The sequence below is a fragment of the Eudoraea chungangensis genome, from assembly GCF_029360665.1.
Classification (GTDB): Bacteria; Bacteroidota; Bacteroidia; order Flavobacteriales; family Flavobacteriaceae; genus Eudoraea; species Eudoraea chungangensis.
The window spans coordinates 557,062-570,152 of the sequence record NZ_JARDUB010000003.1 but is presented as its reverse complement, the minus strand read 5'-3'; the positions used below and the strand labels follow the sequence as shown (position 1 = coordinate 570,152).

General features: G+C 36.5%; 10 protein-coding genes. 3 read left to right on the top strand and 7 right to left on the bottom strand.

Features of this window, described 5'->3' with window-relative positions; translation table 11 throughout:
- Positions 1 to 3: 3 nt before the first annotated feature.
- Positions 4 to 921 (top strand): dimethylarginine dimethylaminohydrolase family protein, encoded by a 918-nt coding sequence (locus tag PXG98_RS09330; protein WP_276390513.1) that lies wholly within the window; start codon positions 4 to 6, stop codon positions 919 to 921.
- A gap of 206 nt (positions 922 to 1,127) precedes the next feature.
- A complete protein-coding gene (gene ctlX, locus PXG98_RS09325) occupies positions 1,128 to 2,060 on the top strand; it encodes a citrulline utilization hydrolase CtlX (protein ID WP_276390511.1) in 933 nt (310 codons plus the stop codon).
- Position 2,061: 1 nt separating this feature from the next.
- Here the strand turns inward: ctlX and PXG98_RS09320 are convergent, their stop codons facing one another.
- The 4 genes from PXG98_RS09320 to PXG98_RS09305 form a co-directional block, all read right to left on the bottom strand.
- On the bottom strand, positions 2,062 to 3,507 hold the full coding sequence (locus PXG98_RS09320) for a BCCT family transporter (RefSeq protein WP_276390789.1): 1,446 nt from the start codon (positions 3,505 to 3,507) through the stop codon (positions 2,062 to 2,064).
- A gap of 95 nt (positions 3,508 to 3,602) precedes the next feature.
- Positions 3,603 to 5,093, bottom strand: a complete 1,491-nt coding sequence (locus PXG98_RS09315) for a carboxypeptidase-like regulatory domain-containing protein (RefSeq protein WP_276390510.1) — start codon at positions 5,091 to 5,093, stop codon at positions 3,603 to 3,605.
- 53 nt (positions 5,094 to 5,146) lie between these two features.
- The gene (locus PXG98_RS09310; RefSeq protein ID WP_276390508.1) at positions 5,147 to 6,577 is read right to left on the bottom strand and encodes an SDR family oxidoreductase; all 1,431 of its coding nucleotides are present in this window, start codon (positions 6,575 to 6,577) and stop codon (positions 5,147 to 5,149) included.
- A 3-nt stretch (positions 6,578 to 6,580) separates the two neighbouring features.
- On the bottom strand, positions 6,581 to 7,006 hold the full coding sequence (locus PXG98_RS09305) for a hypothetical protein (protein ID WP_276390506.1): 426 nt from the start codon (positions 7,004 to 7,006) through the stop codon (positions 6,581 to 6,583).
- A gap of 89 nt (positions 7,007 to 7,095) precedes the next feature.
- Between PXG98_RS09305 and argS the strand changes: the two genes are divergently transcribed.
- A complete protein-coding gene (gene argS / locus PXG98_RS09300) occupies positions 7,096 to 8,883 on the top strand; it encodes an arginine--tRNA ligase (protein ID WP_276390504.1) in 1,788 nt (595 codons plus the stop codon).
- Positions 8,884 to 8,992: 109 nt separating this feature from the next.
- Here argS and PXG98_RS09295 read toward each other — a convergent pair whose 3' ends face one another.
- The 3 genes from PXG98_RS09295 to PXG98_RS09285 form a co-directional block, all read right to left on the bottom strand.
- Positions 8,993 to 11,581 carry a TonB-dependent receptor gene (locus PXG98_RS09295; RefSeq protein WP_276390503.1) on the bottom strand — a complete coding sequence of 863 codons (2,589 nt, stop codon included), beginning with the start codon at positions 11,579 to 11,581 and terminating at the stop codon, positions 8,993 to 8,995.
- Positions 11,559 to 12,473 carry a FecR family protein gene (locus PXG98_RS09290; RefSeq protein WP_276390502.1) on the bottom strand — a complete coding sequence of 305 codons (915 nt, stop codon included), beginning with the start codon at positions 12,471 to 12,473 and terminating at the stop codon, positions 11,559 to 11,561. Before PXG98_RS09290 ends, PXG98_RS09295 begins: the two co-directional genes overlap by 23 nt.
- An 89-nt stretch (positions 12,474 to 12,562) precedes the next feature.
- Positions 12,563 to 13,060 (bottom strand): RNA polymerase sigma factor, encoded by a 498-nt coding sequence (locus PXG98_RS09285; RefSeq protein WP_276390501.1) that lies wholly within the window; start codon positions 13,058 to 13,060, stop codon positions 12,563 to 12,565.
- Positions 13,061 to 13,091 lie beyond the last annotated feature (31 nt).

The window sequence follows — 13,091 nt, the reverse complement described above, 5'->3', positions numbered from 1 at the left end:
TCTATGTTAAATTTACATGTCTTTGATGAAATATCAAGGCTAAAGGTGGTAGTATTGGGTACAGCAAAAAGCAATGGACCCATTCCTAAACCGGAGGATGCTTATGACCCTAAGTCCTTAGAACATATATTGGCAGGTACTTATCCTAAAGAAGAGGATATGGTAGCCGAAATGGAGGCATTTGCCAAGGTTTTTGAAAAGTATGGTGTAGACATACACCGCCCAGAAATAATTCCCGATTGTAATCAAATCTTTTCCCGGGACATCGCTTTTGTTATAGAGGATAAACTTATAAAGGCCAATATATTGCCACATAGAGAAGAGGAATTTGAGGCAATATTACATGTGCTTGAGTATATTGATCCAAGTAAAATACTTTACCCACCAGAGGAGGTCCACATAGAAGGTGGTGATGTTATGCCATGGAAAGACTATATCTTTATAGGCACCTATACAGGTCATGACTATCCGGATTATATTACGGCAAGAACGAATTGGGAAGGAGTGGAATATATCAAAAGAATGTTTCCGCATAAAAAGGTAAAGTCTTTTGAACTTAGAAAATCTATTACACATCCAAAAGAAAATGCCTTGCACTTAGACTGTTGTTTTCAGCCTATTGGAAAGGATAAGGCCATTATTCATAAAAATGGTTTTCTAATAGAGGAAGAGTACCAATGGCTTATAGATCATTTTGGAAAGGAAAATATGTTTGAAATTACTGCAGATGAGATGTACCAAATGTTTAGTAATGTGTTTTCCATCAGTCCGGAGGTTGTAGTATCTGAAAAAAAGTTTACCAGACTTAATAACTGGCTCAGGGAACAGGGATTTACCGTTGAAGAAATACCCTATGCTGAGGTATCGAAACAAGGGGGCTTATTACGTTGCAGTACCATGCCACTGGTAAGGGAAAAATAAGTAGTACTATCCTTTTCTTATCCAGTTCCATTTCCCAATACGTTTATCATACTTCTTTAATTAGCTCTAAAAAGTAAAGATGTAAGGGGTTAAAACAGCAGGGCATATGTAGTAATTATTGTCTGCAAATCTTATCTTTCTTATTCTAAGAATTATGATAAAATTATGTAGGAATTGACTATTTTGCGCCATTATTTTTTTAGCCAATGAAACAGATTACAAATACCATTTTAATGATTAGGCCTGTGGCATTCAGGATGAATGAGCAAACCGCAGTTAACAATTATTTTATGGAAGATGTTTCCATGAAAAACAAGGCAGTAAACCTGGCTGCTCAAAAGGAGTTTGATGCTTTTGTAGAAGTGCTCCGAACGAATGGTATTGAGGTAATTGTAATCGAGGATACTCTGGAAAATGATACGCCAGATTCTATATTCCCCAACAATTGGATTTCCTTTCATGCCAATGGCACCGTAGTACTATATCCGATGTTTGCGGAAAATAGACGGAAAGAACGTAGGGAAGATCTTTTGGACACTTTAGAGGAAAGAGGATTTCATATTGAGCAAGTGATAGATTACTCTTCTGCTGAGAAAGACAATTTATTTCTGGAAGGAACAGGTAGTATTCTTATGGATCGTTTAAATGAAAAAGTATATTGTGCTTTATCCGATCGAGCCCATGAGGAATTGATTATTGAATTTTGCGAAGATTTTGAATGTACACCGGTAATTTTCGGGGCCTTTCAAACTGTAAAAAATGAAAGATTACCTATCTATCATACCAATGTGATGATGTGTATGGGAGAGAAGTACGCCGTTATTTGTCTTGATTCTATCGACGATAAAAAGGAAAAAAAGAATGTACTTAACCATTTAAAAAATGATGGTAAGGAAATAATTAGTATCACGGAAGAACAGATGCATCATTTTGCAGGAAACATGCTCCAAGTGGCTGATAAAGACGAAAATCGCTATTTGGTTATGAGTAGTGCTGCTTATAAATCCTTAACAAAAGAACAAATTAAAAAGCTGGAAAAGTACAATCCAATATTACATAGTTCTTTGGACACCATTGAAACTTGTGGAGGAGGCAGTGCGCGGTGTATGATGGCCGAAGTATTCTTGCCCAAGCGTTAGTTTATTTCTTCTTCATATTAATTACAAATCCAAATAGTAGAAGCACTAGTAGGAATGAGAAAGGGAGCGAAGTGATAATTAGTAATTTCTGTATGGCAGTAAGAACGCTAATATCCGCTTTGACATCTCCCAACACTAATAAGGCAGAAGTAGTTATTAGAATCACCACGGCCCACAGGATTTTGTGCGACTTTTGAGGGTTCTTTTTACCCTTATCCGTAAACATACTCAGCACAAAAACAGCCGAATCCACGGAAGTAACCAGAAAGCCCACTAACAGAATAAGGGTCATTATACATAGTATAAGGCCAAGAGGGTACTGTTCTAAAAAAATGAATATCGAGGTAAATACATTACTAAAGTCTAAGTTAGTAGTGGCGGAATCCATAAGCTTAAAGGCAGAAGTGCCGAAAGTAGTAAACCAAAAAAAGGTGCCTATAGAAGGAATTATCATTACCCCTAAAAGGGTTTGTGCCAGGGTTCTTCCTCTCGATATTCTTGCGATAAATATACCGGTAAATGGTGCCCAAGAAAGCCAAAATGCCCAATAATAAAATGTCCAATCCGTTAAAAATACTATTCCTGGATTGTAGTTGCCAATTGCTAGGCTCATCGGAATTAGGTCTATTAAATAGTGGCCAAATGCAATAAAGAAGAAATACACCACAGACAGCATATCGCTAAATAAAAACACCAGCACTAATAACAATAACGTTAACCAGATGTTGACTATGGAAAGGATTCTTATCCCCTTATTTAGCCCTCTCCAAGCGGAAATGAATGCCAAAAGGGTTATGATAAAAGTTAGGCTAAGAGTCCATTCTAATCCCAGGTCAGTCCCCCCTAAATAGCTCAATCCACCAGTTATTTGTGTTGCTCCCAAGGCTATGGCGGCTATTAGGCCAAAAACGGTAGTTAGGATGGCAATAATATCTATGCCCTGGAGTATCATCTGCCTCTTTAATACTCCTCTGAGTGAAGTACTAATCCTTACTTCTTGTTTTTGTACGAAAAGTGAATAGCCAATTACTACTGCAAATAAGCCGTAGAAAGCCCAGGGGGTAAATCCCCACTGGTAAAAGGTATATTCAAGAGCTAAAATCTCATTACTGCCATGCGCCGGAATAGGGGGATTTTCTCTCATAAATACTGGTTCCTGAACCGCTCTTAAAAGTATTCCCGCACCCATCCCGGCACTATAAAGCATCGAAAACCAACTCCAAAAACTATGTGCTGGTCTTTCCTCTTTCTTACCCAGTTTAATTTTACCCCATGGTGAAAAGGCCAAGCCTACGGCAAACAATACGGATCCTAAACCAAGATAGAGATAGAAGTACCCAAAGCTATTTCTTACCCATAGCGAAACTTTTTCTATGAAATTATAACTCTGAAGTGTAAAACTACTTCCTATAATCGCCAGAGCGATAAGCAGCCCTAAAGAAACAATGAGAAGCTTGTTATTTTGAAAGAGTTTTCTAATAAGAATAAATTGAAAACTAAAGATAAGGATTTATGTGTTCTAGAAATACTTCCTCTGAGAACCTATTTAGTAATACTAAATTCCCGGATAGCACTATTAGGCTCTACAATGTCAAAACCTTCCCAAAATTCTGGATCGTATTCCGATAAATAGGTGGCTTTAACCGACGGATTTTCCTCTATCGATTCAAAGGTTTCTGCACTAATATTTTCAGTGTCAAATACAATAATTTCGTATTTCTCGGTATTGAAATTAATTAAATCAATTTCCATAGAAAGCTCATTTTGCTTTCTTTTGCCTTTAACATATTTGTTCTTTTCAATGACACTTAATGGACGCCTAACACCCATATTTCTTCCCAGTGTTTTATCGAGAAAACGTAAATTATAGGTCCCATCACTATCCTTGGCATAAATACTAGTTCCTTTGTAGGATACCTCTTCATAGGAGAAGCCCAGCAATTTAATTTTCTTTAAAGATTTTACATTCTCATAGTCGATTCTCATAATTGCAAAATCTTCTATGTTAACATATAAAGTGCCTTGGAAATCTTCGGATCTTTTTGGTACAAACTCAATAATGTAAACCCCATCCTCGTCCATGGCACTATAGCCTTTAAGACTAAATTTGAACCTATTAGATTTATTTATAAAGTTAAGTTTGCAGTCTTTTTTATAGAAAAACCTTGCATAGAGACTTCCCAATTCTCTTTTTCGATTTCTGAGAAAAGGAAATTCACCTTTTTCTTCCTGCTCTATCTTGGCAATGGAATCCTTAATGGATTCATTTAATATGGAGTCTACCTGTACTTTTTGCCCAAACCAGCCAGATTTAATTTTCAGGAAAGAATCTGGTTTTACATTGTCTTTAAAGATTCTTTCAAGTTTCGCCGATAGGGCCTCCATGGATCCTTCATTATTTTTATCATATAATTCTGCAGCTTTTATTAATTCTAGTTTTTTATCCTCTGGCTTCTGATAGTAGGTAGCCAGACTTTCTGTATAAAAAGCTGCATTTCTTGGTAAAATAGATACAACACTATCCAAGAATTTTTTATTTAATTCTTCAATGGTAGACTCCTCAAAGACGATATTTAATTTCGTTAAAGTATTCAAACTGGATTGCCTAAAAAACAGGCGCTGTTTAATTGGGGTATCTACGTAGTTTTTAGGAATGTTTTCTTTAACCTTCTCTATTATTTCATGGACACTTAATTCCTTATCAAAAAGGAAAACTTCATTTAGCTCTATGGCTTTTGGCTCCACATAGAGAATACTATCTAATACAGCGGTTAAAGGGATGGCTATTTTTTCATATCCAATACTGGAAATGTATAGCGAATCTGGCATGTTGGTACTCGAAGGATTTTGTATGCTAAACCTTCCTTCTTCATTGGTAATTACTCCGCGATTAGACTGATATTGAACCGTTGCGTATGGTATTCCTTTATTGGTTGTCTTATCTACTACCCGGGAAGTAATTGTTTGAGCTCGTAACTGAACTAAGCCTACGAAAAACACCGAGAGACTAATAAAGAATAATTTACTTTTCATAAAGATTGAATTTCTTTTTTAAGACGACTAACTACCTAATAATGTTACGTTATTTATTCAGAATTATTTAGTGCTAAATTTCTGATCATTCCTCCAAAAATAAAATAATGAAAAGGCAGTACGGAATACCAATATAATCTGCCTTTAAGACCTTTTGGTCTAAAGGTGGCGGTTTGAATCAAAGTATCTTTTTCAATTTTGAATTCTAACCAAGCTTCCCCAGGGAGGCGCATTTCCGCAAACAGTAGTAGTCTCTTATTTTCTCTATCCGCTAATATAACTCTCCAAAAATCTAGTGCATCCCCGGGAAATATTTTATTCGGATGTGTTCTTCCTCGTCTTAAGCCAACACCTCCGAAAAACTTATCCATTATTCCTCTTATTTTCCAAAGCCAATTGGCGTAATACCATCCGTGAGCCCCACCAATCTTCCAAATATTATCTAATACTTTCTCTGGATCAGTAATTGTCAGAGTCTTACGATCTGTCAATACTCCGAATTTAGGGACCTGAATATATTTGCCTAGGTTCTTTTTAAATCTCCCGCTTACCAAGCTGTCTTTCCAACTACTAATGACTTGGTTTTGTTCGATTTTTTTAAACGCCATTTTAATGGCTTCTTTATAGGAATACGGTTTTATTTCCAGCATTTTCTCTAATCTGTTGTCTTTGGCAATGATCTCTATTTTCATACTATCCACCAGATTAAGAGCTAATTTATAGGAGGTGGAAGTGACAAAATAAAGCCAGTAAGAAGACAGCTTTGGAGTCATAACAGGAACGGTCCATATCCAGTTCTTAAAACCTCTTACACTCGCGTATTGTTGTAACATCTGCTTATAAGTGAGTATATCAGATCCTGCTATATCGAAAGACTCATTGTAGGTTTTTTCATTGCCTAAAACGCGGATCAGAAATTTCATTACATCCCTGATAGCAATAGGCTGTGTCTTAGTTAAAACCCATTTTGGCGTAATCATAAAGGGAAGTTTCTCACATAAGTCTCTTATAATTTCAAACGAGGAACTTCCGGAACCAACTATAATGCCTGCCCTTAATACCGTTAAATTAAAAGGGCCTTCGGATAAAAGATCTTCTACATTTTTACGGGATCTTAAATGCTTAGATAAATTCTTTTCGTTTACAATACCACTTAAATAGATTACTTGTTTAACCCGAGTAGGTCTTAAGGCATCATTAAATGATTTCGCCGTCATGGCCTCCATCTGATCAAAATCCTGAGTAGAAGAGCTCATGGAGTGGATTAAAAAATAAGCCACGTCAATATCTATTGGAATATGCCCATCGGGTATGGGTTTCAAAAAATCAATTTCTAGGACGTCTATTTTTTTTCGAATTTCCTCATCAATAGACAATCGTTGTTCGCTCCTCACCACACAAACTACCTCATGCCCCTTTGCGATAAGTAAAGGCAAAAGACGCATTCCAATATATCCGTTTGCTCCGGTAAGAAGTATTTTCATGGCTTATAAGTCTTCAATGCTGGTTGGGGAGTTGTCCGCCCTATGGTCTAATATTTTTTTAAAAAACTTTTGAATGGCCTTGGTATCAGACCGCACTTTAATAAAATATTCGTCTATAAAGACAGAATAAACAGCAAAATCTCCCTTATAAATTCGTAATTTGTAATAGGGTATTACTAGGGCATAAGTCTCCAATAAAGATCGAAAACTCATAATTATTCCTTTTGGTCTGATTTCAATTTGACAGGTATTTAGGTTTTGATCTAGGATTAACAAATTACTAATTTGGATGCTGGCATCGGTAATAAATAATTTAGGTGAGCCAATTCCTTTCATTGCCCAGCGCTCCTTCAAAGAATATACTGGCCCGACGGCTTCTTCGACCTTTTTCTTTATGGATGGGTTGTTATAACTAACATTTAGTAGCATGGAGTATTAATATTTGGCAAACAGAGGGCCTATCGCAGTATAAAAGTCTAAAAATTCATTAGTTTTGCAGCCTTAATTGGGTAAATTTTATGAATATTCAAGAGGTAATTCGGGCAGAAGTTATTAAAGCAGTTTCAATTTTGTTTGATGCGCGCTTAGATTCTGTAGAGTTTCAGCCTACTCGCAAGGATTTTGAAGGAGATGTTACGGTTGTAATTTTTCCAATGCTTCGCCAGATCAAGGGTAATCCTGTTCAAATAGGAAATGATATTGGGGACTATTTGGTGCCTAGAGTCAAGGAAGTTGAAGCCTATAATGTTATTAAAGGTTTTTTAAACCTTACCATATCAGACAGTTATTACCTCGAGTTTTTTGATTCAATAAAGAATAGAAATAATTACGGTTTTAAAGAAGTTAAAGAAGACAGGGCTGTTATGGTAGAATACTCTTCACCTAACACCAATAAACCGCTTCACCTTGGGCATATTCGTAATAATTTGCTTGGCTATTCAGTCTCAGAAATTCTAAAGGCAAATGGTCGAAAAGTTTACAAAACCCAAATAATTAATGATCGGGGGATTCATATTTGTAAGAGTATGTTGGCTTGGTCTAAATATGGAGAGGGGGAAACCCCTGATAGCAGTAGTACAAAAGGAGATAAGTTGGCCGGAAAATACTACGTTTTATTTGATCAAAAGTACAGGGAAGAAGTAGCTGTATTAGTAGAGGACGGAATAACACAGGAGGTGGCGGAAAAAAAGGCTCCTATCCTTATAGAAGCCCAGAATATGCTAAGAAAGTGGGAGGCAGGAGATGAAGAAGTTGTTGCTTTATGGGAGAAAATGAATTCATGGGTGTATAAAGGTTTTGATGCAACTTATAAAGAGTTGGGAGTAAATTTTGATAAACTTTATTACGAAAGCGATACCTATTTACTTGGGAAAGATGTGGTCGCCGAGGGGCTATCTAAAGGCATTTTCTTTAAAAAGGAAGATGGGAGCGTTTGGATAGATCTCACAGAGGAAGGCCTGGATGAAAAAATAGTATTAAGAGCCGATGGAACAGCTGTGTATATGACACAAGATATTGGTACGGCGATCCAACGAGTAAAGGATTTTCCGGATATTGATGGCATGGTTTATACCGTAGGAAATGAGCAGGACTACCATTTTAAGGTTCTGTTCCTAATACTGAAGAAACTCGGTTACAGCTGGGCGCAACACTTATACCATCTTAGTTACGGGATGGTAGACCTTCCAGAGGGAAAGATGAAAAGTAGAGAGGGCACGGTGGTAGATGCAGACGACCTGATGCAGCAGATGAAAACAACAGCTGAAGAAATTTCCGAAGAACTTGGGAAGTTAGACTCTTATTCACAGGAGGAAAAAGAAACGCTTTATCGAACAATTGGTCTCGGAGCCTTAAAGTATTATATCCTTAAAGTTGATCCTAAGAAACGTATCTTATTTAATCCGAAGGAGTCTGTTGATTTTCAAGGAAATACAGGTCCGTTTATTCAATACACCTATGCGAGGATACAGTCCATTTTGCGTAAATCTAATATGGATGAAAGTGATTTATTGCAGGAGAATTCAAAAGGGCTAGAAATTCATGAGAAGGAAAAAGAACTCTTAAAACTTCTAGAAACCTATCCTTCGGTTATAGAATTAGCAGGCACCAATTTAAGTCCGGCCTTAATAGCAAACTATACGTACGAATTGGTAAAAGAGTTTAATTCTTTCTATCAGCAGGTTCCAATTTTAGGCGAGCTTAACAAGGAGATTAGAACTTTAAGAGTGCAATTAGCCCACAAAGTGGGAGAGGTTATACGCTCCTCGTTTTTATTGTTGGGAATTGATGTGCCCGCTAGGATGTAAATTTAGCAGGTTAGACTTACAGGCCTTGTCTTAAATATAAATAATCTTACTTCTTACAATATTCTGTAAATAGGATAGAAGTTTTCGATAAAAGCTAGATATAAATTTCTTAGAAAAATATTCTGAAACTTATATTTGGGGTAAATCCTAGTGATATGTTTTCTACTTTTTCTATTTCATCTTGTGCGTTTACACGATAAAAAGTATTGAGTATGTTCTGTTTATTCAATACGTTTAAAACAGAAATTCCGCCCTGTCCCTTCACCCGTGTAGAAATTTTAAAGTCGTATAAGGCAGAAGCATCTACGCGAAGATAGTCGGGCAATCTGCTGCTGTTAGGTTCTTGGTAGTTAATCGAAATTGGGATAGTGCCCAGGTCTAGACCACTATCTCCATCTAAGGGCTCTGTAAATGGTTTTCCTGTTCTATAGTTCACGCCTAAACCAATCTTTAGATTGTCTAGGGTGTAGGTTGTGGCAAATGTTACAATATGCCTAATATCTAAATTGTTAGGAAAGGAACTGGGATTTAAATCTGGGAAGAAATAATCATTGTGTGCATAGGTATAGCTTAACCAGGTACTGAAGAAACGATTTTTGTGATTTATCAAAAACTCAAACCCCTTTACTTCATAACTTCCAATTTCTCCATTAAACTGGTTTTGATTTTGAAAGCCTTGTGTTAGTGTACTAACACCTTCCACTTTTTTGAAATAGCCTTCCAAACCAATAAACCACTGGTTCTTATCGTAATTAATACCAAGCGCTGCTTGTTTACTAGTAACAATGGGAAGGTTAGGATTTCCTGGAACTGTATCTTGTTTTTCATTTGATAGCATCCATCTTCTTTTTTCAATACCCAGAAAATTTTGCTCCAAATCAATTATTTGGTTTGTAATCTGATTTTTAAACTCTCCACTAGCTTCTATTCGTATGTCCGATATTGGATTATAATTTACTACAAATCGGGGTTCTAGGATAAACTTATTAAAGTATCGTAAATTAACTAAATAGTTTAAGCGCCCGCCTGCACGTGCATAGAACTTGCTATTACTCGATTCATAGGTTATTTCGCTATAAAGAGCATTAGCCCTAACCACTCCCTTTATATTGCTTTCAAAGGGGGGCTGGGTCACATCTGTAAAATTGGTAATGCCTGTTTCGGTAAACTGATAGCCATTTAGCCAACCCAAATTAGATGATATCTTGTAGTTTGTATATAATTTAATAGAAGTTTCAATCACTTCATTTTTTTGATCTAGTACTTGTTCTCCGTTGTTAATTACATTTTCCGAATCTAAATTATATCTGCTGTAATAGGCATTTAAATTAGAGGAGAATCGGTTAGACCACTCACTAGAAAGGTTACCTCCAAAAGAAAGGTTCGTTTGGTTTAAACCACTTTTATCGGTTCTACCTGATTGTGCCTGGCTTTCTAAATAATCCAAATTATTATGGATGGCCAAAAAGCTAAATCTGGCTTTGTGTTCCTCGGAGATGTCATATAAAATCTTGGCTGTAAAATCATAGAAATAAAAGTTTTCATCGCTAGTAACATCTTCTGGATTAGGCGTATTACCAAATTCCTGTATTTTGGTGTCTTGAAAGACTCTCTTCGAGAATTGATTATAGGTTGGCGTATTTAGAAAATCGGTGACAGATCGTCTGGCTGAAAACTGCAATGCTAATTTTTCACTTAGTGGTATCTGACCATAAGCATCCATGTTAATTAGATTAACACCTGCACCACCCATTAGTCTGCCTCCTATGCTGTCTTTAGACTTCATATTAATTATTCCGCTAACCCCATCTCCATAGGCTGCACTTGTACCACTTTTAACGATACTTACTTCTCCGGTTAAATAAGGATTAAAGGCCGAAATAAGACCAAAAAAATGACCAGATTGATACATTTTAATTTCGTCCCATAGAATTAGGTTTTGATCGTTGGTTCCTCCTCTAATGTTAATATCTGATACTCTTTCATCAATGCTCTTAATTCCGGGTAATGCCTGAATGGATTGCAGTACATCGGGTTCAATTAAACCAGGTATTATTCCAAACTCATCCGTGAGAAGACTTATACTACCATCTTTTTCCTTAGCTAGCCCGGAGGTCAGGAACTTATATACCACAACTTCTTCCAGTTGTTGGTAGTTTAAGCTTAACAAAATAGTTGAACAGGGTCTCTCTGATAAAAGCTTTTCTGCCGAGATGTATTTCGTCTTAAAACCCAGATGTCTAATTCTTATAGTACTTTCCCTTGGGATGGTTTTTAGGGAAAAATAGCCATTCGCATCTGTCAAAGCGCTCACATCGCTGTTTAATACCTCAATTGTTGCCGCTGAGGCAGTTAGTTCATTGTAGTTATTTAAAATATAACCACAGATATTAATTTCCTTAGTTTTTGAGATTGTATAGTAGCGATTGTTGAGTTGATTTATTTCTAGTTGGGTTTGGGCCCTGATCTCATTCAGAATTTCCTCGAGAGTTTCTTGCTTGGGAACGGTGATTTCCAGATTGGCCAAATCCTTGTCCGCGAAAGAAAACTTAATATCGTATTCCGATTCAATCTCTAAAAGATAAAGATTAAGTTTAATTTGCTCCTTTGTACTGCCATCCTGAGAATTCCCGGAGAAGACAAGTGTTAAAAGGAAAAGACAAAAGAGTAGTATGTTATTTCGTGGCGCTTTCAGCATAAAATAGCACTTTGTTCCCTTCCAAAGAATAGGCTATTTGATAGGGAGTACTAATACTCTGTAACGCTAAATTTAAACTTGTGTTGCTAAAAGATCCTGTAAATGCCTGATTTAGATCAATATTTTGCGTGCTAATTTCAAGATCATATTGTCTTTCCAATTCATCCAACACATAAAGAAGTGGAATACTTTTAAAAGTACTCTCGTTTAACAACCAGGATGGGCTGGCATTTTTTGGCACTTCAGTATGTGTAATAGATCCGTTTATTACTACAAGCGAAGATCCGGCTGGAAGTTCAATTTTTTCACCTTTATAGGACACTTGCACCAGTCCTTCATAACAACTTACTTCAAAGAAGTCCTTTCTGTTTTCTACATTAAACTGGGTGCCAAGAACCGCAACCTGTCCCTGTGATGTATGTACGGTAAACTTTTTCCCTTTTGCTACCTTAAAGAAAGCTTCTCCCTCTAATGCAATCTTTCTTTTCCTAGACCAGTCTTTTTTGCTGTAGCTTATTTCAGAGTCCGCATTAAGGATTATTTCCGATTGATCCGGGAGAACAACTTGTTCTCTTTCTGCGTATTGAGTGCTTACTTTGTCGTCTAAAGTAGAAATATAGAAATAAGAGGTGGCAACCAATATAACTATGGCCGCAGCATACCGATATAGTTTAGGATGTTTAGCAATGGAGATTACTTTTGTCTCCTTTTTATCCTTTCTGGCTTCTACAGCCCGTAAAACTCTACTACTGTCAAAATCTGGAGCCTTCAAAGAAGCAGAAGCCTTCTTTAACTTCACATAGGACTCATATTCTGGAGACTTTTTAAATAGCTCCAGTTCTTCCTCTGTTAGTTCATTAGCAAGCCATTTTGCCAGGTAATTCTCTTGCATGATTTCTATCTTTATATCTTTATAACAAGTAGCATATAAAAAACCCTACCTAGAGGATTATAAAAATTAGGTAATCCTTGGTTCAAATTTTAAATGCCATGTATTTCTTCCCTTAGGCTTTTTAAGGCCAAATGCATTCTCTTTTCTATAGCTTTTACACTCACACCTTCCATTTCGGCTATTTCAGCATATTTTTTTCCATCAATTCGATTAAGTAAAAAGGTAGCTCTTTGACTTTCAGGTAGACGGTTTAAGGCTGCATCTAATTTAGCTTGGTATTCTTTCTCTTCTAAAAGAAATTCTGGTGATTCGTGAGAAATCTCATAGGTAGGTTTGGCATATTTTAAACGTACTTTTTCTGCCTTGATTACATTTAGATAAAGGTTATTGGCTACCGTATAAACATAGGATTTGGCCTTTTCAGGAATAACTTTGGCGCAATTCTCCCAAAGTTTAATAAAAGCCTCTTGCACGGCATCATATGCTTTCTCTTCATTGCCGAACTTATAATATATATAGTTATATACCGTTTTAGAATGAGTAGAAAAGAGGTTGCTAAATACTTCATCCTCACATACATTGTCCATAATACGATTTATTAAAGGGGATGGTTTTTGC

What these genes read in the sequence shown, in the direction of transcription:
- PXG98_RS09330 (WP_276390513.1), top strand. Translation starts at nt 4, where the DNA reads ATGTTAAATTTACATGTCTTTGATGAAATATCAAGGCTAAAGGTGGTA.
- ctlX (WP_276390511.1), top strand. Translation starts at nt 1,128, where the DNA reads ATGAAACAGATTACAAATACCATTTTAATGATTAGGCCTGTGGCATTC.
- PXG98_RS09315 (WP_276390510.1), bottom strand. Translation starts at nt 5,093, where the DNA reads ATGAAAAGTAAATTATTCTTTATTAGTCTCTCGGTGTTTTTCGTAGGC.
- PXG98_RS09310 (WP_276390508.1), bottom strand. Translation starts at nt 6,577, where the DNA reads ATGAAAATACTTCTTACCGGAGCAAACGGATATATTGGAATGCGTCTT.
- PXG98_RS09305 (WP_276390506.1), bottom strand. Translation starts at nt 7,006, where the DNA reads ATGCTACTAAATGTTAGTTATAACAACCCATCCATAAAGAAAAAGGTC.
- argS (WP_276390504.1), top strand. Translation starts at nt 7,096, where the DNA reads ATGAATATTCAAGAGGTAATTCGGGCAGAAGTTATTAAAGCAGTTTCA.
- PXG98_RS09295 (WP_276390503.1), bottom strand. Translation starts at nt 11,581, where the DNA reads ATGCTGAAAGCGCCACGAAATAACATACTACTCTTTTGTCTTTTCCTT.
- PXG98_RS09290 (WP_276390502.1), bottom strand. Translation starts at nt 12,473, where the DNA reads ATGCAAGAGAATTACCTGGCAAAATGGCTTGCTAATGAACTAACAGAG.
- PXG98_RS09285 (WP_276390501.1), bottom strand. Translation starts at nt 13,060, where the DNA reads ATGGACAATGTATGTGAGGATGAAGTATTTAGCAACCTCTTTTCTACT.